A 26,013-nucleotide genomic window follows, 5' to 3' on the forward strand; every position below is an offset into this window, starting at 1 on the left:
GGTGGCCGGTCGGTGACGACCACGACCCCGCCGTACGACTGACTGCCGCGGCTGCTCAGTAGCCGACCTGGAAGGTGGCGTCCTGGCGCTCGGTGGCCGTGGAGACCGGGTCGATGCGCAGGGCGTAGTCCGCGTGCCGGATGTAGCGGGTCGGGAAGTTGTACGAGCGGAACGACGCCCACGAGGAGTCGGCGAGCCCGGCCGCCCGGTAGAAGGTCGCGTCCGCGGCGAACGCCGACGTGCCGTCGTTCTCGTCGAGGCGCAGGGCGTAGCTGTAGTGCCGCAGGTACCGCGTCGGGTAGTTGACCGACTGGAACGAGACGCCGGCGGAGTCGGCGAGGCCGGGCACCAGCTTCCACAGCGAGTCCTTGTACGGCTCGATGGGGTACTCGTCGATGCGGCCCGCGTAGTTGGAGTGGCGGACGTAACGGGCCGGGTAGTTGTACGACTTCAGCCGGTTCCAGCCGGGGGCGCCCCACTTGGCGACGAGGTTGTCGTACTGGGCCGCGGTGATCGTCGTGATGCCGCAGTGCTTGGAGTTGACCGGCTGGGTGTACGTCCGCTGGTCGAGTGCGGTCCAGGTGCCCGCCGCCAGATCGGTGGACTGCCAGGCGTAGAACACGCCGTTGGGTGTGTAGGTGTCGCCCCAGAGCCAGTAGGTGCCGGACGTCAGGGACTTCACGACGGTCGGGGCCTCGGTGCCGCCGTGCGACACGGCCGTGCTGAAGGGCGTGAAGCTGCCCGGGTTCAGCGAGGTGGACCGGGCGCCCACGAGCGTCCCGTTCCTCTTGAAGTAGAGGTAGTTGACGCCGTTCACGCCCACCGTCATGTCGCCGTCGATCACGTCGTAGCCGGGGTCGAAGAAGACCTGGGGCGCCGAGACCGAGACGAAATCGGTGGTGTAGTTCACCATGATCACGTTGTGGCCGCTCGAGTTGACCGACGAGTAGATGATCGCGTACTGACCGCGGCCCGCGTCCCAGAAGGCCTCCGGCGCCCAGCTGTGGGTGACCATGTCGTGCAGTTTCAGCCGGTGGTAGCCCGTGAAGGTGCGCAGGTCGGTCGAGTTCCAGACGTGGATGTACTGGCTGTTGTAGTTCCAGTCGGTGCCCTTGAGGTCGGTGGCGAGCACCACGAACGTGCCGTCCTGCTTGCGCAGGACGAACGGGTCGCGAAGGCCCCCGGCGCCCTCGGTGGGCGTGACCACCGGGTTGTTCTGGTTCAGCGGCATCCAGCGCAGCCCGTCCGTGCTGACCGCGAGGTGGAGGCCGTAGTCGGTGCCGTCCCCGAGGTTGGTCGACTCGGTGAAGTAGCACATGACGTACGCCGAGTCGGCGGCGTGCGCGGTCCCGGCGCCGAGGGCCAGCGCGCCCGTGGCGGCCACGGGAACGGTCGCGGCCATGCCGAGGAAGCGGCGGCGGGAGAGGTGGGTGGCGTCGGTCATGTGTGCTCCATGGGGGGTGGGGTTGAGGTGGGGAATGAGGGGGGCGAATTGGTCGATATACCGAACGAAGTTCGGTTAATCGATCAGAAGGTAGGGAGGCGGTGCTCACGGGTCAATCGTCCTGTCACGCTTGGCGGATTCCCGCCATCCGCCTGTGAGTTCACTGAGCCCTGTGCGGAACGGCTACGCCGTCTTCGCCGCCGCTATCAACTGGTCGATCAGGGCGATCAGTACGTCCCGGCACGACTCGCGCTCCCGCGCGTCGCACAGCAGCACCCGCACATGCTCCGGGAGGGCCAGGGCGTCCCGGATGTCCTCGGCGGGGTAGGGGTGTTCGCCGTGGAAGCCGTTGACGGCGACGACGAAGGGGATGCCCCGGCGCTCGAAGAAGTCGATCGCCGCGAAGCTGCACTCCGGCCGCCGGACGTCCACCAGGACGACGGCCCCGAGCGCGCCGACCGCCAGGTCGTTCCACATGAACCAGAACCGCTGCTGTCCGGGCGTACCGAACAGATACAGCACCAGCTCCCGGCTGATGGTGATCCGGCCGAAGTCCAGGGCCACGGTCGTGGCCCGCTTCTCCTCGATGCCGTTGAGGTCGTCGATGCCCAGGCCCGCGACGGTCAGGGGCTCCTCGGTGCGCAACGGGGCGATCTCGCTGACCGATCCGACCATGGTGGTCTTGCCGACTCCGAAACCGCCGGCGATGAGGATCTTGACCGTGTCGGGCGGCGCGAGTGCCGTCGCGGTGGTGTCAGAGCCGGCCAAGGCCGTCCCTCACTTTCTGCAGCAGGTCCAGGTCCGGGGTGCGGGGGGTGACGGGGTGCGGCGGGTGCACGGTGATCAGGCCCGCCTCCAGCAGATCGCAGAGCATGATGGCGACCACGCTCACCGGCAGGTCGAGATGGGCCGCGAGCTCCGCGACGGCGATGGGCCGCGCGCAGCGCCGCAGGATGCGCGCCTGCTCGGGCTGCGGACGCGGCGCCTGCTCCGGCGGCGGATCCACCGCCGTGACCGTCGTGATCAGCGTGAAGTCGGTGCGGCTGGGCCGGGTCCGGCCGCCGGTCAGCGTGAACGGACGTACCAGCCGGCCCGCCGTATCGTCTCCGCCCACCTCACGCGCCCGGGCCGACATGGGCCCGCGGTGCCGCCGACAGGTGCTCGCCGATCTTCTTCACCAGCATGTTCATCTGGTACGCCACCACGCCGACGTCCGCGCCCTGGTTGGTGAGCACGACGAGATGGGCGCCCGGTCCGGCGGAGGTCAGGATCAGATAGCTGTTGGCCATCTCGATCAGCGCCTGGCGCACCGGGCCGCCTCTGAAGTCCATGCTGACGCCCTTGCTGAGGCTCATCAGGCCGGACGCGGTCGCCGCCAGCCGCTCGGCGTCGTCGCGCAGGAACCCGGTGGACTTGCTCACCACCAGCCCGTCCTCGGAGAGGACGACGGCGTGGTTGACGTCGGCGACCCGCTCCACGAGTCCGGTGAGCAACTGGTCGAGCTGGGTGTCCGTGGCGGGGGTGGGGCGTGTCATGGCGATGTCCTTCATGAGCGGTCGGCGGACGGGGTGGAGGACGGGGGAGCGGCGGCCCGGGAAGAGGCGGCGGAGTCGGCCGCGGGCGGCTCGTCGGAGGCGGCGACGTCATCACGCGCCCGACGCGCGACGGGAACCCGCCGCCCCACGCCCTCGGACGCGTCCGGCGCGTGGTCGCCGCCGTCGTCGCGGGCTCGGGGCGTGCCGGCCTGGAGCCGGGCCGGGGTGGCCGGGCCCTGGTGGTCCGTGGACGCGAGCACGTCCGCGACCTGGTCGCCGCTGTCGTGGCGGTCGTCGAGCGTGCCTTGCTGGGGCTGGGCGGGGGCGGCGGGGCCTTGGGGGTCTGTGGTGGCGGGTGCGTCGGGGGTCTCGTCGCCGGTTTCGTGGCGGGCTCGGGGCGTGCCGGTCTGGAGCTGGGCGAGGGTGGCGGGGCCTTGGTGGTCCGTGGTGGCGGGTGCGTCGGGGGTCTCGTCGCCGGTTTCGTGGCGGGCTCGGGGCGTACCGGTCTGGAACTGGGCGAGGGTGGCGGGGCCTTGGTGGTCCGTGGTGGTGGGGGCGTCCGGGGTCTCGTCGCGGGCCTGGAGTGTGCCGCGCTGGAAGCATGCCAGGGAGGAGGCGGCTTGCTCCGCGGTGAACTCGTCCGTGTTTCCGGACTGTTCGGCGGGTGGGGCCTCTTCCCGGAGCTCGGCGGCCAGGCTGGTCTGCGGGACACGGCGGGGGAGCGGCGTGAGGCCGTCGCGGCGCGCGACGGGTGCCGGGGCCGGGTCGGGGGCGGTGCGGGCCGGGACGACAGGGCGGGGCTCCCGTACGGGCTCCTCCGGTTCGGCGGCACCGGCGTGCTCCACCTCCTCCGGGTCCGGGACGGGCACGTCCCGCACCACGACGTCGTGCGGGATCAGGACGATCGCCGTCGTGCCGCCGTACGGCGAGGACCGCAGGGTGACCGCGATGCCGTGCCGCTGGGCGAGCTGCGCGATCACGAACATGCCGAGCCGCAGGTCGTCGGCGAGCGCCACCACGTCGAACTGCGGAGGCTCGGCCAACTGGGCGTTGAAGGAGGCGTAGTCCTCCTCGGACATGCCGAGGCCGCGGTCCTCGACCTCCACGGCCAGGCCCTTGGCCACCATCGCTGCCCGCACGGTGACCGGCGCGGGCGCGGGGGAGTACAGCGTGGCGTTCTCGATGAGTTCGGCCAGCAGATGGATCACGTCCGCCACCGCGGGCGGCGCGAGATGCACCTCCTCCTCGGTGTGCACCTCCACCCGCTGGTACTCGGCGACCTCGCCGACCGCACTGCGCAGGATGTCGATCAGCGCGACCGGCTCGCTCCAGCTGCGCCCGGGCCGCTCGCCGCTGATGATGACGAGGTTCTCCTCGTAACGGCGCAACTGGCTGGCGGTGGAGTCCAGTTCGTACAGTCCCTTGAGCACCTCGGGGTCCTGGTGCGCGCGCTCCAGCGCGTCGAGCTTGGTCAGCTGCAGATTGACCAGGTTCTGGCTCTGCCGGGCGATGCCCAGGATGACCTTCTGGAAGCCGCGCCGGGTGTCGGCGAGTTCGACGGCGGTGTGCACGGCGGTGCGCTGTGCGGTGTTGAACGCCTTGGCCACCTGCCCGAGTTCGTCGTGCCCGTAGTCCAGCGGCGGGGTCGCCAGCTCCACGTCGACCTTCTCGCCCCGCTCCAGCCGGGCCACCACATCGGGCAGCCGGTCGTGCGCGAGACCCAGGGTCGCCTCGCGCAGGCCCCGCAGCCGCCGGGACAGCGAGCGGGTGATCCGCCAGGACATCCCGACGCACAGCAGCAGGGCGACCAGACCGCCCGCGCTCAGGACGGCGGCCTTGATCAGCAGGCCGCGCGCGTTGTCGGCACTGCGCTGCAGCAGCCCGGCCGTCTGCTGCTGGATCAAGATCGCGTACTGGTCGGAGACCTCGATCAGCGCGGCCCGCCACTGCTTCTGCACTTCCGGGATCGCGATGTCCCCGCTGTCTCGCGCCGCCAGCCGCGCCGCGAGCACCCGGTCCTCGACGGACTCAAGGGTCCGCCACTGCGCACTGCGCAGGATCCGCTCGGTGTCCGCCTTCGCGCTCCCGGTGAGCGAGGGGAGGATCTGGTCCTCGACGAGCCAGCGGCGGGTGTTCACCAGTTCCGCGAACTCGGTCCACGTCTTGTCGTCCATCCCGCCCGCCGGACCGGCCAGGGTCAGCAGCGCGTCCTCCTGGGACACCAGCTCGGCCGCGTGCTCCAGCGCGACGAGCGGACCGGCCTGAGAGGTGAGGTCGCCGTCGTCGACCTGGGAGAGCTCCTGGAAGGCATGGATCTGGTCGTCGATGATCGACGTGTACTGGCCCAGCGCCTGCACGGCGGTGATGTCGGTGGGGTTGTCCACCTGGCCCCGGTAGTACTCCAGGCTGCTCACCGACGCGACGACCGAGTACAGCCGGTCCTTGACCCGGGAGGGTGCCTGCTGGATCTCGTCCGACTGGCCGAGGAGTTTGGCGACGGCCTTGTCCGTCTTGCGGCGCTGCTCGTCCAGTGCCTCGCGGGCCGCCTCCTGGCGCGACGCCAGCCATACGGCCGAGTAGCTGCGCTCCTGCTGCAGCGCGAGCGTGGCCTCGGTGCCCATGGCCCCGGTCGACTTGCTCAGCCCGGTCTGCGCGCGGAGCCGCAGCCCCTCCGAGAACATCTGGGCCGTCGTCACGCTCCAGACGGCGGCGAGCGTGACGCTGGGCACCAGCGCCAGGAGGATCAGGGAGAGACGTATGGAGCCGATGCGGCGGCGCCGGGGACCTGTCCGTGGAGACATTGTCGTCCTAGGGCGATCAGCGGAGGGCGGGGGTGGTCAGCGCGGAAGCGGATGGCGGATGGCGGAAGGAAGGGGGAGGGAGCGGAAGGTGGACGAGCGCGGGGGGTGACTGCGTGTCCGGTACGTCACAGGGGGTGCGCAGGATGCTATCCGTACATGTGAGCGTCCGCGTCACGCGTGACCGAATCTTTGGTGACACCATTGGCGGAAGTGTCCGGTCAGCGGGTGCCGTTGGCGGCGAACTTCGCGACCGCGGCGACGTTCGCCTTGGTGACGAACGCCGGCCCGGTGAGGACGGGGGCCTCGCCGCCGCCGAGGGTGTTGCCGTTGGTCCTGTAGAGCCAGAGCGAGTCCACGGCGAGATAGCCCTGCAGATACGGCTGCTGGTCGACCGCGAACTGGACGTCCCCGTCCTGGACCGCCTGTGCCAGTTCCTTGTTGAGATCGAAGGTCGCGACCCTGGCCTTGCTGTGCGCCTCGTCGGCCGACTTCACCGCTGCCAGCGCGAACTGCGCGCCCAGCGTGACGACTTCGTCGATGCTCGGGTCCTGGCTGAGCCGGGTCGCGACGGAGTCGGTCACCGCGTCCATGTCGGTGCCGTCCACGTAGAGGTTCTCGGTCTCGCCGCCGAACGCCTTCTTCACGCCCGCACAGCGTGCTTCCAGGGCGACGTTGCCGCGCTCGTGGATGACGCACAGCGCGTGCTTGACCTTGAGATCGTCGAGCTTGCCGCCCACGGCCCGGCCCGCGACGCTCTCGTCCTGGCCGAAGTACCCGAGCAGCCCGGCGGACTGCCACTTGTCTATACCGGAGTTGAGGCCGACCACCGGTATGCCGGCTCTGCGGGCGTCGGCGACGGGACCCGTCATCGCCGACGGCTTGGCGAGGGTCACCGCGATGCCGTCGACCTTCCGCCGGATCGCGTCCCGCATCAACTCGGCCTGGCCCGCCGGGTCGGAGTCGCTCGCATAGGTCAGATCGATGTCGTCCTTGGCGGCCGCGGCCTGGGCACCCTTCTGCACCAGCTCCCAGAAGGCGTCCCCCTCGCCGCCATGGGTGATGAGGGCGACCTTCAGCCGTGCGGTGCCGGCCGCGTCCGCGCCCGACGCCTCGTCGGTCCCGCCGAGGGCGGAACAGCCGGCCAGCAGCAGACAGGCGGCGGCCGTGAGGGCCGCGACGCGAGCGAGAACGGGGGAGGGGGGTGGAGTCTTCATGAGGGTGCGGCACCTCGCTGTGCGGCCGAGCCGGAGGAACGAACGAGAGCACGGCCGACGTCGAACGGGGAGTTCGCCGACCTGGTGAACTCTCGCTGGGGCGGAGCCAATCGCGTGTGACCACCGGTAGTCAAGTGTGCAAACACACCGCGTAAGTCGTTGCTGCCACATCGTGATGAACCGCTGGCGGGAGGCCGGACCCGGGGCCGTCCCACCCGCACCGCTTGCGCCCGCAAACAGGCTCAACCCGGCTTGCGCGCCACCGCCCCGTACATCGCGATGTCCTCGTCCCGGATCACCGCGGTGCCCGTGCCGTCCGGACGCCACTTGTGGACCTGGACGATGCCCGGCTCGACGAGGTCCAGACCGCTGAAAAACTCCCCTGCTTCGTCGAGGGTGCGCAGCCGCATCGGCATGCCCCGCGCCGCGTACTCCCGGGCGACCCGCCCGACCTCGTCCGGCGCGAACTCGGCGGTACCGATGGACATCGCGAGGCAACTGCCCTGTGGCAGCGGCTCCAGCAGCCGTCGCACGATGCCCACCGCGTCGTCCTCGTCCAGCAGGAAGTGCACGATCGCGATGACGGTGAGCGCGACGGGTTCGCTCAGATCGAGGGTCTCGCGGAACGCGGGGGAGTCGAGAACGGCCGCCGGATCGAGCATGTCGGCCTCGATGTACGCCGTCTTCCCCTCGGGCGTGCTCGACAGCAACCCCTGGGACAGCTTGAGGACGAGCGGGTCGTTGTCGACGTAGACGACCCGTGACTCGGGCGCGACCGACTGGGCGATCTCATGGAGGTTGGGGGAGGTCGGAATCCCCGTCCCGATGTCGAGGAACTGCCGCATCCCGGCCTCCCCGGCGAGATACCGCACGGCCCGGTTCATGAAGTCGCGGTTGGCGCGCATGTGAACGGGCAGCGCGGGCCATTCACGGACCATGGCGTCGGCGGCTTCACGATCGGCGGGGTAATGGTCCTCGCCGCCGATGATGTAGTCGTAGATGCGAGCGGAGTGGGCGTGCTCGGTGTCGATGTCGCTGGCGGTCATGAGGGCCTCCGGAGCGGTACGAGCGTCTCCAAGTACACACGGACGCCCCACGGTTGACGTTCACCGCTCCGGCTCCGGCGTCAGCCGTCATACCTCTTGACGTCAGCCGCCATACCTCTTGAGGTGGAGGAGCTTGCCGTACTCCTGGCCATTCTGGTCGCCGCGCTCGACAACGACCGTCACTCCCACGCGCGGGAGGCCGATCGCCGGCAGACCGGACAGAACATCTTCAGCGTCCTCATGGCCCACCACGACCACTCCCTCGCCGGAGCCGTCGACGAGGCCATCGCCCTGCGGGACGCCGTGCTGGAGCGCTTCCTCGGCCTGCGCGCCCTGATCACACCGCGCGCGAGCGCCCCGCTCCGGCAGTACCTCACCGGCCTCGGACACGGCATCCGCGGCAACATCGAATGGGGACTGCACGTCCCGCGCTACCTCACCCGTGACGCCCCCGACCGCCAGGCCCGGATTCCGGCCCGGACAGCCGGCGACCACTGGACGGACACCCCTCGCCGCAGCCGACAGGACCCCCGGTACCTGCCGTCCATCGCGTGGTGGTGGAAGGACCCGGCCTTCTGAGGTCCTGCTCGAACTCAACCGGATGCCACGGCGCTTCGCCGCTGCCTACGGCCTTTACGGGGCTCCTGATCAGGCAACCAGCCGAAGGCGAGGCAACTCCCCACAACCCCCAGGAGAAGCCCCACGAAGAAGCCGCCCAGGTTGGACGTGAGCCAGGTCCCCAGCGACAGCAGGACAGCCGTGATCGAGTAGAACAGCCGCTGCGCCGGATTGAAGAGGATCAGCAGACCGAGCAACAGCATCAGGGCCGGCAGCAGATACCCCGCCAGCCCCTGCATCCCGACATGAAGAACGACCTTCAGCGACGCCTTCATGGTCAGCAGGATCTCCGCCCCGCCCAGGGCGAGCAACAGCCCGCCCCAGAACGGCCGGTCGGCCCGCCAACGACGGAGGGCCGACCTGAACTCCGTACGCCCGCTCATCAGCAACCCGAGTCGCTGAAGCGGAGTTTCAGGCCGGGAAGCTTGAACACCCCGGCGGTCGTGGCGTAGTTGGTCTGCCGCAGGTTGGCGATGCGCACGGTGTCCGCCTGCTGACTGAAGACACCGATCGGCCCCTTCACCCCGGCCTTGGTCAACGTGCTCGCATCGTTGCCGATCTCGATGTTGTTGAACGCCGCGTCACCCGACAGCTCGGTCGAGTCGGTGGTCAGATCGCTCGCGGTCACCTTCTCGGCCCCACCACCCGCGGTGATCAGCAGGTTCGTGCCGCCGAGATCGACGCTCTGGCACAGCTTCGTGAGCGTCGCACTCTTGATCGCGGACGTGACGACCAGCACCTGGCCGCCGGTGTTCCCCTCGTTGGGGCTGCCCGGCGCCATCTGGTCGAGGCCGCCGAACTGCTCGAACCCGGTGCCGTTGAGCTCGGTCGCGGTGACCGTGAAGGGCATGCCGGAGATGGCGAACTGGACGCCCAGCGCGCCCTCGGCGGTGAGGACGGCGAGGGTGCCGGCGATCAGGGTGGCCGGCACCGCCATCACGGCGGCCCGGCGCGCCCGGACCCGGCCGCGTCTCGCGGGGCCGTCGGGGGTTTCGGATGCTTCGGAAACGGAACCGCTTTCCGGGTTCTCGGACGAGGCCATAACTGCTCCCAGGTGCAGAGAAAGTGCGGGTAGGGCATCAGCGGCACGTTGTCCTGGCGCGGACAGCGCCCACGGCGCACGCCTCCTCACAACTCCCGGTGAATGCAAGGGCTTTCTCGTACTCCGTAGTAGCCAGCCGGGAAGTTACCGGGGGTTACAGTCGAGGGTCAAGGCGCTTGTGGAAAAAGAGTGTTGATTGTGTGTCGCCTGTGCTTCATGAGCTCCCCCGCAGCCGCCCGGAGCCGTCGACTCGACTTCAACTCCCTTACGAACGCTTGACGTTGACTGCCCCTCAGGTCTACAACTCTCCCTGGCTCCCCCCTGGATCCGTGGCGCCGGATCCGCCGCCGCGCGGCCTCCGCCCGCGTTCCCGGACCTGATGTCCTTCACATTTCCCTTTCGCGAGATCACTCCCTGGCGCCGTCACGGTCGCTTCCCCCCTCGGTCCGTGCCGGCCACCCCCCGCCCGGTCCGGCCGGAGCCCTCCCCAGGTCTCCGGCCGGCCACCGGCCGGGCTGCCGTTGCCGGTCCGTGCCGTACGGAGAAGGCGTCACGGACCGGCAACGGCACACGCCGACTCGCGCACCCCCACCGACTCGCGCACCCGCGCAGACTCCCCGCCCCCCACCGACTCCCCGAACCCCCTGGGCCCTCAGGCCGTCAGGGCACACCCCCGCAACGAAAGACGAGGTACACCCGCATGCGCGCACGCACCCTCCTCACCCTCGCCGGCACCGTCGCCGCCCTCACCCTCCCCCTGGCCGCCCCCGCGTCCGCGGCCGACGGCGCCGTCCTCACCACCGGCTCCGTCGGCGGTACGGCGGTCGCGGCCGGCGAGGTCCTCACCGCGCCGCTGGCGAGCGGCACCGCCGCCACGTTCTACTCCAGCGCGACCGGAACGAGCGGCATCTCCTGCACGTCGTCGCAGTTCACCGCCACCGTGACCGACAACCCCGGCGCGCCCGGGACCGCGACGGAGTCCGTCACCGCGCACACCTTCGACGCCGCGAGCTGCACCACCAATGTGGTCGGCGTGCTCGGCGTCACCAGCATCACGGTCAACAACCTGCCGTACAGCGCCGCCGTGTCCTCCGACGGCACCGTCACCGTCACCCCGGCCGAGGGCTCCACCATCCAGACGACGGTCGTGCTGCGGACCCTGCTGGGCAGCATCAACTGCGTCTACCAGGCCCCCAGCCTGTCCGGCACCGCGAGCAACGCCGACAACAGCATCAACTTCGCCGCCGCGCAGTTCACCAAGGTCTCCGGCTCGTCCCTCTGCTTCGCCAACGGCTACTTCACCGCCAAGTACGCCCCGGTGACCGGCGCCGGCCAGGCGGTGTACGTCAACTGACCCGCGCCACCCCGGAGTTCACCTCCGGCGCAACCGCAGCGCCAGGGCGGCGCCCCCGGTGAGCACCAGCACCGCGGCGGCGCCGCCCGCCAGCAGCGGCGTCGAGGGTCCCGCGCCGGCGGCCCCGCTGGACGCCACCGGCGTGCTGTCGTCCCCGGCGCGCGGGGTCTCGGCGCCGCTCGGCGAGGAGGCGGTGGGCGGGGCGGTCGTACGCGGCCCCGTTGCGCGCGACCCCTTCGTCGGCGAAGCACTGGCGGCCGTACGGCCGTTGTCGCGCTCCCCGTCCGCGGTGGCCGAAGTCGCGCTCCCGCCACCGCTCCCCTTGGCGCTCCCGTTCCCGTCCGCCGGGAACACCACGTCCGAGCACGAGTAGTACGTGTCCGGTGTGCTGCTGTTCTGCCAGACGGTGTACAGCACATGCCGCCCGGACCGGTCGGACGGCAGCTTCGCCCTGATCCGGTACGCCCCGTCCGTCAGCGCCGGGTCCGTCACTTCCGCGAACGGCTTGTCCGGCAGGTCGGACCAGGTGAGCGGCTTCGTCGGGTCGTAGCCGGGCTTGGTGAGGTAGAGCCGGAAGGTGCCGGTGTGCGGGATCGTCGAGACGTACCGCATGGTCAGGGTGGCGCCCGGCGTCAGCCGGGTCGACGGCCAGTCGGCGCGGGCGAGATCGAGGCCCCGGTAGGCGGGCAGCCCGCCGCTGCACAGCTGTCCGTCGGGGACGACCTGGCGGTCCCGGCCGTTCACGTTCGCGATGCGCAGGTTGTCCCAGGCGGTGAAGGGAGCGCCGTTCGAGGCGACCGCCGCCCGGCACGCCGCCGACCGCGACGCGCTGCCGCCGTCGGGGGAGCAGGCGTACACCCGGCTGACCGGATCGGTCGGCGCACCGTGCGCCAGCGCGGGCCCGGCCGCAAGGACACTCAGCAGCAGGGGACTCATGACGGCGGTCGCCAACGGCAGCGCGCCAAAGGGGCGCTGGGCTGTATTGAAGATGCGGCTTCCGCCGCCCGGGCGTGACCGGCCACGATGGCGCCGGAGCCGAACGACAGCCCATCGTGGCACTCCCATCGAAGCACTCAGGGCAGTGCGGTGTGCGGTCGTCCGGGACATCCGAAACCTCTCCTCGGCCGGCGCGGGAACGGTCTGCTCCTGTGGAATACGGGACAGCGGCTCGGCGCGTTCAGTGCGCGGCATTCACCGCAAATCGCGCCGTACCTGTTCAGCCGGCGGACGCCAAGGGTGGGTTTCCGGCCGGATCGAGGGTTTCCCCTGTATCCCTATGACCTGCTCTTTGCCTATCGTTCGACCACAGCCGACCCACAGGTAACCCCGAACGGGTCGTTGCTCGCGCCAGGCCGGCCGCCGCATCCCCGCAATGCACTTTCGACGTACCCCCCGCCGCTTCGACGACGAAGCGAATTCGACCGCCGCTCCGCGCTGCCCGGAGTACGGCCGGCCCCACGAAAGGCAAGCCCTTGCGTACCTCTGCACCCCTCAGACGGAAGCTGATATCCGTCGCCGCGGTCTCCGCCGCGCTGTTCACGGCCGCCACCACCACGGTCGCCGTGGCCCAGGAACCCGCTCCCCAGGAAGCCGCCGCACCGGCGGCGCAGACGGAGGCCGCCCCCGGCACCCCGGCCGAGCGCCTCATCGTCGGCTACAAGTCCGGCGCCGCCGAGGCCAAGTCGAACAAGGCCGCCGAGGCCGACGCCGCCGCCAAGGGCAAGGAGGCCGGCGAGGACCTCGACTTCCAGCGCCGCCTCGGCTCCGGCGCCGCCCTCGTCGACCTGGGCGAGCACCTCACCAAGGCGGACGTCGCCGACGTCGTCGCCGAGTACCAGGCCGACCCGCAGGTCGCCTACGTCGTACCGGACCGGCTGAACAAGCCGACGGCCACGCCCAACGACACCGAGTACAGCAAGCAGTGGGACCTGTTCGAGACCACCGCCGGCATGCGCGTCCCGGGCGCCTGGGACATCGCCACCGGCAGCGGGGTCACCGTCGCCGTCATCGACACCGGTTACGTCACCCACTCCGACCTCGGTGCCAACATCGTCGCGGGCTACGACTTCATCGGCGACACCGCGGTCTCCAACGACGGCAACGGCCGCGACAGCAACCCTGCCGACCCGGGCGACTGGACCACCGACGGCCAGTGCGCCAGTGACTGGACGGCCACCACGTCCTCCTGGCACGGCACCCACGTCGCCGGCACCATCGCCGCGGTCACCAACAACAGCAAGGGCGTCGCGGGCATCGCCTACGGCGCGAAGGTCTCCCCGCTGCGAGTCCTCGGCCAGTGCGGCGGCTACGACTCCGACATCATCGACGCCATCACCTGGGCGTCCGGCGGTACCGTCTCCGGTGTACCCGCCAACGCCAACGTCGCCAAGGTCATCAACATGAGCCTGGGCGGTGGCGGCGCCTGCACGGCCGCCACCCAGAGCGCCATCAACGCGGCCGTCAACCGCGGCACCACGGTGGTCGTCGCGGCGGGCAACGAGAACGACAACGCGGCCAACTACTCGCCGGCCAGCTGCAACAACGTCATCTCGGTGGCCGCGCTGGGCCGCTCCGGTTCCAAGGCCTACTACTCCAACTACGGCTCGACCGTGGACATCGCGGCCCCCGGCGGCGAGACCCGCACCACCACCGCCAACGGCATCCTGTCCACGCTGAACACCGGCACCCAGGGCCCGTCGAGCGAGACGTACAAGTACTACCAGGGCACCAGCATGGCCGCCCCGCACATCGCGGGCCTCGCCGCGCTGATGAAGTCGGCGAACTCCGCGCTGACCCCGGCCCAGATCGAGTCCGCGATCAAGACCAACTCGCGTGCTCTTCCCGGCACCTGCTCGGGCGGCTGCGGTGCGGGACTCGCGGACGCGGCCAAGACGGTGCAGGCGGTGAGCGGCTCCGGCGGCTCGACGGGGGGCACCACCTTCACCAGCACCTCCGCGGTCTCCATCCCGGACAACAGCTCCGCGATCGAGTCCCCGATCACCGTCAGCGGCCGCAGCGGCAGCGCGCCCTCGGCCCTTCAGGTCGGTGTGGACATCACGCACACCTACCGCGGTGACCTGGTGATCGACCTGGTCGCCCCGGACGGTACGAGCTACCGCCTGAAGTCCTCGAGCTCCTCGGACTCCGCGGACAACGTCAACACCACCTACACGGTGAACGCCTCGAGCGAGGTCGCCAACGGCACCTGGAAGCTGCGCGTCCAGGACGTGGCGGCCCAGGACACGGGCAGGCTCAACAGCTGGAAGCTGACCTTCTGAGCGGAGGCGGACGACGGCCGCGGGTGACAGCCCCGGCCGGCAACTGAACAGGCGCGCCGGACAGGCGCGTATCACAGGCGGGCGGGCCGGCCGGTGCGGATGGGGCATCGGCCGGCCCGTCGTTCATGACGTTCCGGGGCACCCACCGCCCGCCCGCGGCGCGCAACGACCGTCCGTGGCACCCCCGACCGGCCCGACGGAAACCGTCGCTCCGGTCGGTGTCGTTCACTCAATGTGCGGACAAGTCCATGGCGACGTCGTCGGCGTCCGCCGTGTCGAGGGTGGCCAGAACACGGGCTCCGCGGTCGGATTCCCAGTCGATGCCGGTCAGCAGAGCCGGCAGGGCGATGCTGGGCAGGAGGTGGCCCCACAGGACCGAGATCCGCTCCGCCAGATCGGCCCGGTCGGTCAGCGCCCGGGACATCAGCTGGATGCCGGCGAACGCCCCGACCAGCAGCTCCGCCGTCTGCGCGGGCTGCACGGTGGGCAGCAACTCACCCTGGTCACGGGCCTGTTCCAGGAGCACCACCAGGTGATCCGCCCACTGCCGGAACGGCCCTGAGTGGTCCACGCCGGGTGGTGCGCTCTGGTCCACCGCCAGCCGCACACTGCCCTTGAGCAGGGAGTTGCTGAGCAGCCGCTGCCCGAACACGTAGGTCATGTCGACCAGTTCCTGCAGCTTGCACGGCTGCGGCGGCACCGCTCCGAGCGACAACTGCTCGTCCAGCACTGCCTGGGCGAGGGATTCCTTGGAGGGGAAGTGGAAATACAGGGCGCCCTTGGTCACCTCTGCCCGCTCCAGGACCATCGAGATGGTGGTCGCGGCGTACCCGTGCTCGTCGAAGACCGCGCCCGCGGCCTCCACGATCACCCGCCGCGTTCTGATGGCGCGCTCCTGCCTCGCCATAACCGCCCCTCCATATATTCCGTCGCCTCCGGGCACTCCAGGCCGTGTGCCGAGGGCCCCTCGACACCGGCGCACCCTTGTGGCTGCGCCGAGTTGACCTGTGCGCCCGGGCGTGCGCCGGAGCGGATTCGGGCACGGCCGGGCGACCCGAGGCCGCATTGAAAACAAACCGGTCGCCTCGTACTCTAACGCTCGCGGCACGGGCACCTCGCCGTATGTCAACGCACACACGGGGGACCCACAGGAGGGGACATGCCTCATCCGCGGCAGCACGCCACGAACCCGCTCGCCGAGATCTCGGCGGTGCCGGAAGGCCTGACCGCCACCGTACCCCGCCAGCTCGTCCACCGTGCCTCGGTGGCCGAAACGCTGATCACCGGTGGGACCGGCACCGACACCGACCGGTTCACCGTCTTCGCCGAATGGCCTCGCGCTCATCAGTTACACGTGTCGCCGGACCGAAGGACGTACGATCCGCTGCTCGTCGCGGAGACCGTCCGCCAGGCCGGCACCCTCATAGCGCACACCGCCTACGAAGTCCCCCTGGGACACAAGTTCGTGCTGAAGGAAATGCGGCTAGCCTTCCGCCCCGAACATCTGGCCGTCGGTCCCGCACCCGCCGAACCGGCCCTGCACATCGCTGTCTCCGACGTCGACCACCGCGGCGGCCGCCCGGCCGGCTTCAGCTATGACGCGGACATGCGGCTCGGCGGTGAACGTGTGGCGACCGCGCACACCGCCGCCACCTGGACCAGCGAGGCCGTCTACCGAAGGCTGCGCGGCGGCCGTACCGAGGCCACCGTCTCCGCGCTGCCCGTCCCGCCCGGTCTGCCGCCTGCCGCCGTGGGCCGCGCCCTGCCCGCAGACGTCGTCCTCGCCCCGTCCGACCGCCCCGACCGCTGGCAGTTGCGAGTCGATACCGGTCATGCTGTTTTTTTCGACCATCCACTTGATCATGTGCCCGGCATGCTGTTGCTCGAGGCCGCCCGCCAGGCCGTCCGGGCCCGCGACGGCCGCCGAACACCCGTGTCGTTCCACATCGTCTTCCACCAGTACGCCGAACTCGACCGGCCCACCTGGATAGAGGCGCTCGACAAGCAGGGGGCGTACGGCGCCGACGTCCATGTCCTGGGGCGGCAGGGGGAGTCGACGGTCTTCGAATGCGCCGTCGGGACCGAGGAGGAGTGAGCTATCTTGTACGGTGAGTAAGAAACAAACGACATGTCCCGTTCTTTTCAGGCCAGGAGGATCCAGTCGATGGTGAGGCAGTTACGCGCCGAGCAGACCCGCACCACGATCCTCACAGCCGCCGCCGAGCTGTTCGACCGTCACGGCTACGAGTCGACCAGCCTGAGCGACATCGTCGAACACGCCCAAGTCACCAAGGGCGCCCTGTACTTCCACTTCGCGGCGAAGGAGGACCTCGCCCAGGCCATCATGGAGCTCCAGTCCAGGGCCTCCCGTCAGGTGGCGTGCGAAATGGACGCCCGGGGCCACTCCTCGCTGGAGGCCCTGATGCGCACGACATTCGGCATCACACGGCTGAGCGTCGAGGGCCCGATACCCCGCGCCGGCCTGCGCCTGGCCACCGGGGGAGTGGTGATCCGGCCGCCGCTGCGGCATCCCTTCACCGAACTGCTGGACATAGCCACCCGCAAACTCCACGCTGCCGCCAAGGAGTCCGACATCCACCCGGACGTCGACGTCGAGGCCGCGGCGCACTCCCTGGTCTGCTTCTTCGTCGGCACCCGAGTCGTCGGCCGCTCCCTCGAACCCGTCGCACGCCAGCCCCGCAGAGTGGCCGAGATGTGGCGCCTCGTGATCCGGGGCCTGGTCCCCGTACCCCGCCGGGCCCCCTACCTCGCGCTCACGACACAGCTGGAGCGGGAGATCAGAGCCGTATGACGCCCGCGATACGGTGAGGCGCATGCCCGACAGGTCCGACACCCCGCTCGCGCCGGTGCTCCTCGGCAACGAACCCGGCGCGTTCCCGCACAGCGTGCTCGCGGAACGGCATCCCGCGATCATCGAGCAGGTGCGGGACTCCTTCCCGTACGGCCCCGAGCAGCACCGCACGCTGGACGCGCTCCACGCGAGCTGCACCAAGGGCGTGATCGAACCGCTCCCCACCGACGCGCACGACCGCGACCGCTGGACGGCCTGGGGCGTCGACACATACACCGGCCGGTCCTGGTTCGACGTACCGTGGCTGTGGTCGGAGAGTTACTTCTACCGCCAACTCCTCGAAGCCGTCGGCTACTTCGCCCCGGGCCCCTGGCAGGGCATCGACCCGTTCCGCCCCTCCAAGCTGGCCGAACTCGACGCTCCGGAGACGGACGAGGAGCTGGCCGCCCTCGACGCCCTCGCGGACCGGCCCGCCGACGAGCAGGACCGGGCGTTGCTGCACGGCTCACTGTGGGGCAATCGCGCGGACCTCGGCTTCCGGCTGTCGGGCGGGCACGACGAGACCTCCTCGGACACTCCGCCCCTGGTGGCCGACGACAGCGCGGCGCTCTGGTCCCTGCTCCCGCCCACCGGCTCGGCCACCCTCTGCCTGATCGCCGACAACGCGGGCCGCGAACTCGTCCCCGACCTGCTCCTCATCGCCCACCTCCTCACCCAGGGGCGTGTCGAACGGGCCGTCCTCCACGTCAAGCCGTACCCCTACTACGTCTCCGACGCCACGCACGCCGACGTACTCGACGCCCTGCGCCGGCTGACGGCGGCACCGGGCGCGGCCGCGACGTACGGACGCACGCTCTGGTCGGCGATGGGGGACGGCCGCCTCACCGTCCGCGCCCACCCGTTCTCCAGCGCCCCACTCCCCTTCGCGGCGCTGCCCGGCGACCTCCGCGAGGAGCTGGCCTCGGCCACCCTCACCCTCGTCAAGGGCGACCTCAACTACCGCCGCCTCGTCGGCGACCGGCTCTGGCCGCCGACCACGCCGTTCACCGACGTCACCGCCCACTTCCCCGGACCGGTCGCCGCCCTGCGCACCCTGAAGTCCGACGTGATCACCGGCCTGGACGCCCGCACGGAGGCGACGCTGGACGAGGCGGAGGGGCAGAAGTGGCGGACCGGCGGGACGCATGCGCTGATCCAGGTACGGACGTGACCGTCACGCTCGACGGCCACGGTCGACCGCAACGGTTCATGTGATCTGTACGGGCAGCGATTTGAGACCGTTGATGAAGTTCGACACCAGCCGTCTCGGCGGCCCCGCCGTCCGCAGGACCGGCAGCAGGCGCAGGGTCTCCTGGTAGAGCACGCGCAACTGGAGCCGCGCGAAGTGCGCGCCCAGGCAGACGTGCGGACCGTCGCCGAAGGAGACGTGCGGGTTCGGGCTGCGGGACAGATCCAGCCGGTCAGGGTCGGTGAAGACCCGCTCGTCGCGGTTGGCGGAGGCGTGGAAGACGACCACCTTGTCGCCTGCGCGGATGCGACGGCCGGCCAGTTCGGTGTCCTGGGCGGCGGTGCGGCGGAAGGTGAGGACGGGCGGGTGCCAGCGGAGCAACTCGTCGACGGCCGAGGCGGGTTCGACGCGTCCGTGGCGCAGATGGTCGTACCCCTCGGGGTGTTCGGCGAGGGCGAGCAGACCGCCGGGTGCGGCGCTGCGGACGGTGTCGTTGCCCGCGACGGTGAGCAGGAAGAAGAACATCTCCAGCTCGGGCGCGGCGAGTTCGGCGTCGTGGGCGAGGGTGGTCATCACGTCGTCGTCGGGGAACCGTCGTTTGTGCGCGGCCAGTTGCTGGGCGTACCCGAACATGTCCCGCAGCAGCGCGGGCGAGCGCGGGTTGACCGGCCTGCCCGCCGCGTCCCGCACCGGCGGCCCTGACTCGTCCGGGTCCTGGTACCCGATCACCCGCTGCGTCCAGTGCAGCAACAGCCTGCGGTCGGCCTCGGGCACGCCGAGCAGGTCGGAGAGGTTGAGCAGGGCGTAGTCGTCGGTGACCGCGGTGACCAGGTCGACGGTGCCGTCCGCAGCGCGGGCCTCCTCCAGCGCGCGCGTGAGGAGCGTGCGGGCCCGGTCCTGTGCGACCTTGGCGAAGCGGTCGCTGCGTCCGGGTGTGAAGGCCCGGCTGACCAGCCGTCTCAGGCGGCCGTGCCCCGGCGGGTCCTGATTGAGCATCATGCGCCGGATGAACGGCAGGTCGGCCGGGTCCGGGTCGCGGATCTGGGTCGCGCCGATGTAGGAGGAGTACGTCGCCGAGTCCTTGAGTACGCGCACCACGTCCGCATGCCGGGTCACCGCCCAGAACCCGGGCCCGGCAGGCCAGCCCAGCACCTCGGGCTCCTCCTGCCGGGCAACCGGGTGGTGGTCGCGCAGGATGCGATAGGCGTCGTACGGGACGCCGGTGGCGTACCGCCGGGGGTCGAAGACGTCGGGGACGGGCGGAGCGTGGTGGACCGTCACGCCTGCCCGCTCTCGTCGGCGCGCAGGAAGTCCTCCACCACTCGGATCAGCTCCAGCGGGGTCTCGTCCATCGCGTAGTGGCCGGCTGCGGCCAGTTCGTGCAGCTCGGCGCGGGGATACCAGGTCATCCATGTCCCGCGGAGGAGGTCGGCGGACAGGGCCGGGTCGAGGGCGCCGGCCACGGCGAGCGCGGGCACCGGAGCGCCCTCGACCTGGGTGTGGAAGTCCTCCCCGGCCCAGGAGTCCAGCCAGGCACGGAACGCCTTCTGGTCGCTGACCGCGAGCGAACGGGTCACCATACGGTCGAGCCAGGCGGCCGGGCGGCGGCCACCCGTGGTGATGTCGATGATGGCGCGCCGGTTCTCCGGCTTGTGCGCCGCGTCCGCGAACAGCTCCCACTGCTCCGGCGGCAGCGCCAGCCCCGACGCGGGCACCGGCGAGACCCCGACCAGCCTGCGCAGCCGGTGCGGGGCCACGGCGAGGAGACGCTGGCCGACCGCGCCGCCCATCGAGTGCCCGACCACCGAGAAGCGCTCCCAGCCGAGCCGGTCGGCCAGTTCCACCAGGTCGAGGGCCGCTTCGGCCGTCGTGTACGCGCCTACGGCGTGCTTCGCGCCGCCGTAGCCGCGCAGATCGACGAGGGCGTAGGTGAACTCCGTGCGGTCGAGGTCGGGAAGGACGCCCGCGTAGGCGGAGCGATCGGCGAACCAGCCGTGCACGGCGAACACCTTGTGGGAGCCGTCGCCGTGCAGCTCGTGCGGGAGCGTGTAGGAGTTCATGTTGGAGGTCATGCGACCAAGGTGGCGCATTTCGGTGAAGGCCGACAGATTGCCACAGCGGCGTTCATCTGCTCCCGGCGACTCCATGGCGTGATCGGTGCGCTGACCAAGGCACTGATCGCTGTGGTGATCATGACAATTTCTTGGTAGTCATGTCGACATGCCGTTACGCCAATTGCGCACGGGAACGGGGAGAGTCGCGGCCGCCACGGTCACCTTCATGCTGGTGGCACTCACGGCCTGCGGCGACGACGGGGACTCCACGTCTTCGGCGGACGGGCGCGACACGGTCACCGTGGCTGCCCTGCCCCTGATCGACTGCGCCGCCCTCTACATCGCGCGGGACCGCGGCCTGTTCGAGAAGGAGGGCCTCGACGTCCGCATCCAGCAGGTCCAGCAGAGCCTCCAGGCGCTGCCGGCCCTCGCCAAGGGGCAGATCGACATGGTCGCGAGCGCGAACTACGTCACCTATCTGCAGGCCCATGAGCAGGGCACGCTCGACATCCGGATCGTCGCCGAGGCGATCAGGGCCGCGCCGCGCATGATGGAGGTCCTGGTGCCCGAGGACTCGGACATCAAGACCGTCGCCGACCTCGAGGGCAAGAAGCTCGCGGTCAACACCCTGAACAACGTCCAGTCGCTCACCTTCGACGAGATCCTGGCGAAACAGGGCATCGGCCGCCCCGTCTACCGGGCGATCCCCTTCCCGCAGATGGGTGCGGCTCTGGACAAGGGGCAGGTCGACGCCGTGCACGCGGTCGAGCCCTACGACACGTCCATCCAGGACGAGTTGAAGGCGAGGGTCCTCGTCGACGGCTCGTCCGCACCGGTGGAGGCCATCCCCCTCAGCGGATACATCAGCACGAGCGAGTACGCCGACAGGAACGCCAAGACGCTGACGGCCTTCCAGCGGGCCATCAGGGCGGCCGTGCGGATCGCCGAGAAGGACCCGTCCGTCGTGCGCGACACCCTGCCGACGTACACCAAGGTCACCGAGAAGCAGGCCGAGTCCATCGACCTGCCGGTCTTTCCGCCCACGATGGACGCCGCGCAGCTCACCCGGCTCACCGACCTCATGGAGAAGCAGGGGATGCTGAAGAAGCCGATCGACCCGGCGCCGCTGATGGTCAAGTGACGTGACGGGCCGTCGGGAGCAGCTGCTGCTGGGCGCCTTGGGCGTGGTGCTGGCGTTCGGGGCCTGCGAGGCCGTCTCCCGGGCCGGTCTCGTGCGGCGCAGCTATCTGCCGCCCGCCTCCGAAGTCCTGGCCCGAGCAGTCGAGTTGGCGGGCGATGCGGCCTTCCTGGACGGCATCGGGGCCACCCTGCGGGCGTGGGCGCTCGGGCTCGGGCTCGCCTGTGCCATCGCGGTGCCGGTCGGGCTGGTGCTGGGCAGTGTGCCGGTCGTCGACGCCGCCGTACGCGCGATCATCGAGTTCCTGCGTCCGCTGCCGTCCGTCGCGCTGATCCCGCTGGTCTCCCTCCTCCTCGGTTCGGGCACCGAGACCAAGGTCGCGCTGGTGACGTACGCGTCGGTCTGGCCGATCCTCTTCAACACCGTCTACGGCCTCGGCGAGACCGACCCCCTGGCCAAGGACACCCTCCGCGCCTTCGGCTTCGGCCGCCTCGCCGTCCTCCTCCGCGTCGAACTACCGGGCACGGCCCCCTTCATCGCCGCCGGCATCCGCATCTCGGCCGCGGTCGCCCTCATCCTGGCCGTCGCCACGGAGATCCTCTCCGGCTTCGGCGAAGGCCTCGGCATGTTCATCGCCCAGGCGGGACTGGCGACGGACGGGACGCGGGATGTGCTGGCGGGGGTTGTGTGGGCGGGTGTTCTGGGGCTGGTCATCAATGGCGTGCTGGTGTGGGGGGAGCGGCGGTTGTTTCCCTGGACGCCGGGGTGGCGGGATGAGGGGTGACGAGCTGGTGAGGGCGTGGAGCGTGGCCGTGGGTGGGCCGTCCCGCACGGCACGCCGCGGACTCACGTCATGGGCCCCACTCAGCCCCGCACGACCCACCCCCAGCCCCACTCCCACTCCCACTCCCACCCCGACGCCCGCACCCACCTCCGCAGCCGTGCCGTCGGCCCGATCACGCCGCGGTGAGCGCTGATGGACCGCCCCCGCAGCACCGCATCGGAGCCCGCCGGGACTCGTGGCCGGTCGCCGGCCGATGTACGTCGTGTCCGGCGCCGTGCGCCCGTACGACACGCCCCCGCCTCCGCCGCCGTACGTCACGCCCTGCTCCGTTGGCTCGTCCTGGTGCTCACCGTGGCCGTCTGGCAGGTGGTCGCCCGGGCGCACGGCAGTGTCTACTTCCCGCCGCCCGCGGAGATCGTGCGGCACGCTCGCGACCTGTGGTTCTCGGGGCCCGTCCGGCACGTCTTCCTCACCGAGGACGCCGTCGCCGACGTACTGCCCAGCCTCGGCCGGATGGCCGCCGGGTTCGCGCTCGCCGCCGTCGCCGGGATCGCAATCGGCGTCGCGGTCGGCCGCTCGCGACGCGCTTACGCCCTCTGCAACCCCGTCCTGCAGTTCGCCCGCGCCGTGCCGCCGCCTGCCCTGGTCCCCGTCTTCGTCGTGGTCTTCGACTTCGGTACGCCGATGCAGATCGCCTCGATCGTCTTCAGCGCCGTGTGGCCGGTGCTGATCAACACGGCGGAAGGCGCACGCAACACCGACCCGCTGCGCCTCGAGGTCGCCGCAGTGCTGCGTCTGACCCCTGCCGAACGGCTCCGCTTTCTGATCCTGCCCTCCGCCCTGCCCCGCATCTTCGCCGGCCTGCGCCTGAGCCTTTCGCTGTCCCTCATCCTCATGGTGTTCTCGGAACTCCTCCCGGGCACCGCCAACGGCATCGGCTTCACGCTCACCGACGCCCAGTCCCGCTCCGACCTGCTCACCGTCTGGGCGGCGCTGGTCCTCCTCGGCGCCCTCGGCTACCTCCTCAACACCGGCCTGCTGGCGGTCGAGAAGCGGATCGTCGGCATAGGGAGGACGGCGACCGTATGACCCTCACCCCCCACCACCTCTGCGCAGGGACAGCCATGCTCCGATTGGACGCGGTCGGCCAGCACTACGGCGACCACCAGGTCCTGCACGACATCACCCTCACCGTGCCCGACGGCCAACTCCTCTGCGTCGTGGGCCCGTCCGGCTGCGGCAAGTCCACCCTTCTGCGCACCGTCGCGGGCCTGCTGCCGGCGTACGACGGCACGATCACACTCGACGGCACGCCCGTGCGGGGCGTCCCCGACAACCTGGCCGTGGTCTTCCAGGACTATGCCCGCTCCCTCTACCCCTGGCTCACGGTCCGCGAGAACGTGGCGCTCCCGCTGCGCCGCCGGGGCCTGTCGAGAGCGGAACGCCGGGCCGAGGCCGACCGCATCCTGGCCCGGGTCGGCCTCACCGACACGGCCCGGCGCCACCCCTGGCAGCTCTCCGGCGGCATGCAGCAACGCGTGGCGATCGCCCGCGCCCTGGTCTGCCGGCCCTCCCTGCTCCTCATGGACGAACCCTTCGGCTCCCTGGACGCCCAGACCCGCGAGGACCTGGAGGACCTCCTCCTGGAGGTCCACCGCACGGACGGCACGACGATCGTCTTCGTCACCCACGACATCGACGAGAGCGTGTACCTGGGCGACCGCGTCGTCGTCCTCTCCCCGGGACCCGGCGCCAAGATCGTCCTGGACCTACCGGTCGAACTCCCCGACCCCCGCGACCAGATCACGACCCGGGGCCTCGCAGAGTTCGTCGCCCTGAGGTCGGAGGTGGGGCGGGCGGTGCGCAACAGATAGCGCCGGTCACTTACTCGTGCCGGTCGCCTCACTTTCTGCGTCCGGCGTCTGAGGACCTCTTGACGCCGGTCCAGGCATTCCAGCCGGTCTGGCGTTTGAGGACGAGGCGCTGCCGTCCCGATCCTCCGCCCACCCGCAGGGGGCTCCGCTTCTTGACGCCGGTCCAGGCATTCCAGCCGGTCTGGCGTTTGAGGACGAGGCGCTGCCGTCCCGATCCCCCGCCCGCCCGCAGGTGGCCGCACTTCTCGACGCCGGCCTGCATCTTTCAGCCCGTCCGGCGTTTGAGGACGAGGCCCTTTCGGGGCCGACGGGGGTCCAGGGGGCGGAGCCCCCTGGCGGGGTGGAAGGGGCGGAGCCCCTTCAAGGATGGGACGGGTAGGGGCGGCGGGGGCGAGAATCCCCCCCGCCCAATCGCCGTCGCCCCGCCGCTCACCCCAGCCGCACGTCCTGCCACACCAGCCGGTGGTCCGACGTCGGCACCGTCTTCCCGTCCCCCACCAGCCGGTACAACGGATCGTCGGACGTCGGCCAGAAGACACCGTTCGCGCCAGGTATCAGCCCCTTGGACGGCAGGACGTAGTCGACCCGCAGGTTCCCGGGAGCGGCGTCACCGAAGTCGGCGGTGTCGCACGCCGGGTCGCCGATGTGCGAGGCATTGGCGCCGCCCTGCACCTTCGCGGCCTCCACACCCCCCGCGCTGGCCGGCGGCGTGGCCGGAAGATTCACCGCCGGATGGTCGAGCAACTGCCGTATCGCGTGGTCGTAACTGTCACCGTCGTACGGATCGGCGTTGTTGTCGCCGGCGATCACGAATCGCGCGCCGGACCGCAGCCCGCCGCGCACACCCTTGTCGTCGTAGAGATAGGAGCCGCGCCCGCGCCCACCGACGTAGTCCGCCCACAGGCGGATCTCGTCGTGGTTGCGCCGCCCGTTGCGGTCCTCGGCCCCGTCGAAGGTGGGCGGCGTCGGGTGCGAGACCAGGAAATGCACCGTGGAACGCCCGATGCACACCGGCACGTCCCAGTGGCTCTTCGACGACAGCCGGAGGATCGCGCGGGCCTCGTCGCTGTAGTAGCCCGGGGGCATGAGGTGACCGGGCATGTCCTTCCACAGGAAGTGCTGGAAGGTCCGCACCGCGCGCGTGTCGATCGGGTACTTCGACAGCACGACCATGCCGTACTGCCCCGGGAACCAGCCGTAGCCGTACGCGTCCTGCCCGTACGCGTCCGAACCGGGTGTCGTGACCGCGCCGTTCTTCCCGTCGAGGTCCACCCCGGTGGCGACGCCGGTGTTGACCGGGCCGGTGAAGCGGTACGGGAAGCGGATCGGCTTCGCCCCGCTCTGGCCGACGGAGAGGTAGTTGCGCAGGAACAGGCGGACCGCCGTGCCCTGCTCGTCGTAGTCGAACTCGTTGATCAGCAGGACGTCGGGGTCGACCCGCTGGATGGTCTCGGCGGCATTGCGCGCCTGGGCGTTGTCCGGCGTGGACAGGTCGCTGATCAGCGCGCCCTGGGCCGAACGGTTCAGGGAGGCGTTGAAGGTGGCGAACCGTACCGACCGGCGGCCGTGCCGCTCGGCCGCCGAGGCCGGGAACGCCGCGGTCGTGGCCAACGCCGCCCCGGCCAGGGAGGCGAGCGCGGTGCGGCGGGAGAGAGATCCGGTGTGGTTCATCGCGACTCCGGTGAGGGAGGAGGACACAGGGAGACAGAGGGACACATGAAGCTCGAAAAGTCTGCGCGCGTAGAGATGAACGCCACAAGGCCCGGTGAGAACTCCCGGGTTCACCGGTGA

Annotated in this window: 23 protein-coding genes and 1 pseudogene; 10 read left to right on the top strand and 14 right to left on the bottom strand. The window is 70.6% G+C overall.

Going from position 1 to position 26,013, the window contains the following annotated elements; all coding sequences use genetic code 11:
* Positions 1 to 55: 55 nt before the first annotated feature.
* The 7 genes and pseudogenes from ACZ7L6_RS35765 to ACZ7L6_RS35795 all read right to left on the bottom strand — a co-directional run bounded on the left by ACZ7L6_RS35765 (position 56) and on the right by ACZ7L6_RS35795 (position 8,040).
* Positions 56 to 1,444 (bottom strand): glycoside hydrolase family 43 protein, encoded by a 1,389-nt coding sequence (locus tag ACZ7L6_RS35765; protein WP_471931317.1) that lies wholly within the window; start codon positions 1,442 to 1,444, stop codon positions 56 to 58.
* A 183-nt stretch (positions 1,445 to 1,627) separates the two neighbouring features.
* A complete protein-coding gene (locus ACZ7L6_RS35770; protein ID WP_471931319.1) occupies positions 1,628 to 2,212 on the bottom strand; it encodes a GTP-binding protein in 585 nt (194 codons plus the stop codon).
* Complete coding sequence (locus ACZ7L6_RS35775) at positions 2,199 to 2,579, bottom strand: DUF742 domain-containing protein (RefSeq protein ID WP_471931321.1); 381 nt, start codon at positions 2,577 to 2,579, stop codon at positions 2,199 to 2,201. Before ACZ7L6_RS35775 ends, ACZ7L6_RS35770 begins: the two co-directional genes overlap by 14 nt.
* A complete protein-coding gene (locus tag ACZ7L6_RS35780; protein ID WP_147997842.1) occupies positions 2,560 to 2,979 on the bottom strand; it encodes a roadblock/LC7 domain-containing protein in 420 nt (139 codons plus the stop codon). Before ACZ7L6_RS35780 ends, ACZ7L6_RS35775 begins: the two co-directional genes overlap by 20 nt.
* Before the next feature lie 524 nt (positions 2,980 to 3,503).
* Positions 3,504 to 5,780, bottom strand: a pseudogene (locus ACZ7L6_RS35785) (sensor histidine kinase); the annotation flags it as partial.
* Positions 5,781 to 5,998: 218 nt separating this feature from the next.
* Positions 5,999 to 6,994 (bottom strand): substrate-binding domain-containing protein, encoded by a 996-nt coding sequence (locus ACZ7L6_RS35790; protein WP_471931323.1) that lies wholly within the window; start codon positions 6,992 to 6,994, stop codon positions 5,999 to 6,001.
* Positions 6,995 to 7,236: 242 nt separating this feature from the next.
* Positions 7,237 to 8,040 (bottom strand): SAM-dependent methyltransferase, encoded by an 804-nt coding sequence (locus tag ACZ7L6_RS35795; RefSeq protein WP_471931325.1) that lies wholly within the window; start codon positions 8,038 to 8,040, stop codon positions 7,237 to 7,239.
* Between the two features lie 123 nt (positions 8,041 to 8,163).
* Here ACZ7L6_RS35795 and ACZ7L6_RS35800 point away from each other — a divergent pair, with 123 nt between their 5' ends.
* A complete protein-coding gene (locus ACZ7L6_RS35800; RefSeq protein ID WP_471931327.1) occupies positions 8,164 to 8,619 on the top strand; it encodes a terpene synthase family protein in 456 nt (151 codons plus the stop codon).
* 14 nt (positions 8,620 to 8,633) lie between these two features.
* Here the strand turns inward: ACZ7L6_RS35800 and ACZ7L6_RS35805 are convergent, their stop codons facing one another.
* Both ACZ7L6_RS35805 and ACZ7L6_RS35810 read right to left on the bottom strand, forming a co-directional pair.
* A complete protein-coding gene (locus ACZ7L6_RS35805) occupies positions 8,634 to 9,041 on the bottom strand; it encodes a DUF6114 domain-containing protein (RefSeq protein ID WP_471931329.1) in 408 nt (135 codons plus the stop codon).
* Positions 9,041 to 9,700 (bottom strand): DUF6230 family protein, encoded by a 660-nt coding sequence (locus tag ACZ7L6_RS35810; RefSeq protein ID WP_471931331.1) that lies wholly within the window; start codon positions 9,698 to 9,700, stop codon positions 9,041 to 9,043. The genes ACZ7L6_RS35805 and ACZ7L6_RS35810 overlap by 1 nt, the downstream gene beginning before the upstream one ends.
* 700 nt (positions 9,701 to 10,400) lie before the next feature.
* On the opposite strand from ACZ7L6_RS35810, the gene ACZ7L6_RS35815 reads away from it, so the two are divergent.
* A complete protein-coding gene (locus tag ACZ7L6_RS35815; protein WP_471931333.1) occupies positions 10,401 to 11,054 on the top strand; it encodes a Tat pathway signal sequence domain protein in 654 nt (217 codons plus the stop codon).
* A gap of 18 nt (positions 11,055 to 11,072) precedes the next feature.
* Here the strand turns inward: ACZ7L6_RS35815 and ACZ7L6_RS35820 are convergent, their stop codons facing one another.
* Positions 11,073 to 11,990, bottom strand: a complete 918-nt coding sequence (locus tag ACZ7L6_RS35820) for a lytic polysaccharide monooxygenase auxiliary activity family 9 protein (RefSeq protein ID WP_471931335.1) — start codon at positions 11,988 to 11,990, stop codon at positions 11,073 to 11,075.
* 536 nt (positions 11,991 to 12,526) lie between these two features.
* Between ACZ7L6_RS35820 and ACZ7L6_RS35825 the strand changes: the two genes are divergently transcribed.
* The gene (locus tag ACZ7L6_RS35825; RefSeq protein WP_471931337.1) at positions 12,527 to 14,332 is read left to right on the top strand and encodes a S8 family peptidase; all 1,806 of its coding nucleotides are present in this window, start codon (positions 12,527 to 12,529) and stop codon (positions 14,330 to 14,332) included.
* Positions 14,333 to 14,561: 229 nt separating this feature from the next.
* Here the strand turns inward: ACZ7L6_RS35825 and ACZ7L6_RS35830 are convergent, their stop codons facing one another.
* On the bottom strand, positions 14,562 to 15,239 hold the full coding sequence (locus ACZ7L6_RS35830; protein WP_471931339.1) for a ScbR family autoregulator-binding transcription factor: 678 nt from the start codon (positions 15,237 to 15,239) through the stop codon (positions 14,562 to 14,564).
* Between the two features lie 252 nt (positions 15,240 to 15,491).
* Here ACZ7L6_RS35830 and ACZ7L6_RS35835 point away from each other — a divergent pair, with 252 nt between their 5' ends.
* The 3 genes from ACZ7L6_RS35835 (at position 15,492) to ACZ7L6_RS35845 (ending at position 18,354) form a co-directional block, all read left to right on the top strand.
* Positions 15,492 to 16,427, top strand: a complete 936-nt coding sequence (locus ACZ7L6_RS35835; protein ID WP_471931341.1) for a ScbA/BarX family gamma-butyrolactone biosynthesis protein — start codon at positions 15,492 to 15,494, stop codon at positions 16,425 to 16,427.
* A gap of 69 nt (positions 16,428 to 16,496) precedes the next feature.
* Positions 16,497 to 17,144 carry a ScbR family autoregulator-binding transcription factor gene (locus tag ACZ7L6_RS35840; protein WP_471931343.1) on the top strand — a complete coding sequence of 216 codons (648 nt, stop codon included), beginning with the start codon at positions 16,497 to 16,499 and terminating at the stop codon, positions 17,142 to 17,144.
* Positions 17,145 to 17,166: 22 nt separating this feature from the next.
* Positions 17,167 to 18,354 carry a damage-control phosphatase ARMT1 family protein gene (locus ACZ7L6_RS35845; protein ID WP_471931345.1) on the top strand — a complete coding sequence of 396 codons (1,188 nt, stop codon included), beginning with the start codon at positions 17,167 to 17,169 and terminating at the stop codon, positions 18,352 to 18,354.
* Between the two features lie 36 nt (positions 18,355 to 18,390).
* Here the strand turns inward: ACZ7L6_RS35845 and ACZ7L6_RS35850 are convergent, their stop codons facing one another.
* Together ACZ7L6_RS35850 and ACZ7L6_RS35855 are read right to left on the bottom strand one after the other, a co-directional pair.
* Positions 18,391 to 19,653, bottom strand: a complete 1,263-nt coding sequence (locus ACZ7L6_RS35850; protein ID WP_471931347.1) for a cytochrome P450 — start codon at positions 19,651 to 19,653, stop codon at positions 18,391 to 18,393.
* A complete protein-coding gene (locus tag ACZ7L6_RS35855; RefSeq protein WP_471931447.1) occupies positions 19,650 to 20,432 on the bottom strand; it encodes an alpha/beta fold hydrolase in 783 nt (260 codons plus the stop codon). The genes ACZ7L6_RS35850 and ACZ7L6_RS35855 overlap by 4 nt, the downstream gene beginning before the upstream one ends.
* A 220-nt stretch (positions 20,433 to 20,652) precedes the next feature.
* Between ACZ7L6_RS35855 and ACZ7L6_RS35860 the strand changes: the two genes are divergently transcribed.
* The 4 genes from ACZ7L6_RS35860 to ACZ7L6_RS35875 all read left to right on the top strand — a co-directional run bounded on the left by ACZ7L6_RS35860 (position 20,653) and on the right by ACZ7L6_RS35875 (position 24,222).
* The gene (locus tag ACZ7L6_RS35860; RefSeq protein ID WP_471931349.1) at positions 20,653 to 21,567 is read left to right on the top strand and encodes an ABC transporter substrate-binding protein; all 915 of its coding nucleotides are present in this window, start codon (positions 20,653 to 20,655) and stop codon (positions 21,565 to 21,567) included.
* 1 nt (position 21,568) lies between these two features.
* Positions 21,569 to 22,348, top strand: coding sequence for an ABC transporter permease (locus ACZ7L6_RS35865; protein ID WP_471931351.1), 780 nt, complete (start codon positions 21,569 to 21,571; stop codon positions 22,346 to 22,348).
* A gap of 192 nt (positions 22,349 to 22,540) precedes the next feature.
* On the top strand, positions 22,541 to 23,437 hold the full coding sequence (locus ACZ7L6_RS35870) for an ABC transporter permease (protein WP_471931353.1): 897 nt from the start codon (positions 22,541 to 22,543) through the stop codon (positions 23,435 to 23,437).
* Between the two features lie 35 nt (positions 23,438 to 23,472).
* Positions 23,473 to 24,222 (top strand): ABC transporter ATP-binding protein, encoded by a 750-nt coding sequence (locus ACZ7L6_RS35875; protein ID WP_471931355.1) that lies wholly within the window; start codon positions 23,473 to 23,475, stop codon positions 24,220 to 24,222.
* 429 nt (positions 24,223 to 24,651) lie between these two features.
* On the opposite strand, the gene ACZ7L6_RS35880 is transcribed toward ACZ7L6_RS35875, so the two are convergent.
* Complete coding sequence (locus ACZ7L6_RS35880) at positions 24,652 to 25,893, bottom strand: endonuclease/exonuclease/phosphatase family protein (protein ID WP_471931357.1); 1,242 nt, start codon at positions 25,891 to 25,893, stop codon at positions 24,652 to 24,654.
* Between the last annotated feature and the right edge of the window lie 120 nt (positions 25,894 to 26,013).

The organism is Streptomyces sp. NPDC107522, assembly GCF_055657525.1.

Excerpts from the sequence above, each read along its gene's own strand:
- ACZ7L6_RS35790 (WP_471931323.1), bottom strand. The coding sequence starts at position 6,994 with ATGAAGACTCCACCCCCCTCCCCCGTTCTCGCTCGCGTCGCGGCCCTC.
- ACZ7L6_RS35795 (WP_471931325.1), bottom strand. The coding sequence starts at position 8,040 with ATGACCGCCAGCGACATCGACACCGAGCACGCCCACTCCGCTCGCATC.
- ACZ7L6_RS35805 (WP_471931329.1), bottom strand. The coding sequence starts at position 9,041 with ATGAGCGGGCGTACGGAGTTCAGGTCGGCCCTCCGTCGTTGGCGGGCC.
- ACZ7L6_RS35855 (WP_471931447.1), bottom strand. The coding sequence starts at position 20,432 with ATGAACTCCTACACGCTCCCGCACGAGCTGCACGGCGACGGCTCCCAC.
- ACZ7L6_RS35815 (WP_471931333.1), top strand. The coding sequence starts at position 10,401 with ATGCGCGCACGCACCCTCCTCACCCTCGCCGGCACCGTCGCCGCCCTC.
- ACZ7L6_RS35840 (WP_471931343.1), top strand. The coding sequence starts at position 16,497 with ATGGTGAGGCAGTTACGCGCCGAGCAGACCCGCACCACGATCCTCACA.
- ACZ7L6_RS35765 (WP_471931317.1), bottom strand. The coding sequence starts at position 1,444 with ATGACCGACGCCACCCACCTCTCCCGCCGCCGCTTCCTCGGCATGGCC.
- ACZ7L6_RS35835 (WP_471931341.1), top strand. The coding sequence starts at position 15,492 with ATGCCTCATCCGCGGCAGCACGCCACGAACCCGCTCGCCGAGATCTCG.
- ACZ7L6_RS35860 (WP_471931349.1), top strand. The coding sequence starts at position 20,653 with ATGCTGGTGGCACTCACGGCCTGCGGCGACGACGGGGACTCCACGTCT.
- ACZ7L6_RS35780 (WP_147997842.1), bottom strand. The coding sequence starts at position 2,979 with ATGACACGCCCCACCCCCGCCACGGACACCCAGCTCGACCAGTTGCTC.
- ACZ7L6_RS35830 (WP_471931339.1), bottom strand. The coding sequence starts at position 15,239 with ATGGCGAGGCAGGAGCGCGCCATCAGAACGCGGCGGGTGATCGTGGAG.
- ACZ7L6_RS35810 (WP_471931331.1), bottom strand. The coding sequence starts at position 9,700 with ATGGCCTCGTCCGAGAACCCGGAAAGCGGTTCCGTTTCCGAAGCATCC.
- ACZ7L6_RS35820 (WP_471931335.1), bottom strand. The coding sequence starts at position 11,990 with ATGAGTCCCCTGCTGCTGAGTGTCCTTGCGGCCGGGCCCGCGCTGGCG.
- ACZ7L6_RS35875 (WP_471931355.1), top strand. The coding sequence starts at position 23,473 with ATGCTCCGATTGGACGCGGTCGGCCAGCACTACGGCGACCACCAGGTC.
- ACZ7L6_RS35870 (WP_471931353.1), top strand. The coding sequence starts at position 22,541 with ATGGACCGCCCCCGCAGCACCGCATCGGAGCCCGCCGGGACTCGTGGC.
- ACZ7L6_RS35880 (WP_471931357.1), bottom strand. The coding sequence starts at position 25,893 with ATGAACCACACCGGATCTCTCTCCCGCCGCACCGCGCTCGCCTCCCTG.
- ACZ7L6_RS35845 (WP_471931345.1), top strand. The coding sequence starts at position 17,167 with ATGCCCGACAGGTCCGACACCCCGCTCGCGCCGGTGCTCCTCGGCAAC.
- ACZ7L6_RS35775 (WP_471931321.1), bottom strand. The coding sequence starts at position 2,579 with ATGTCGGCCCGGGCGCGTGAGGTGGGCGGAGACGATACGGCGGGCCGG.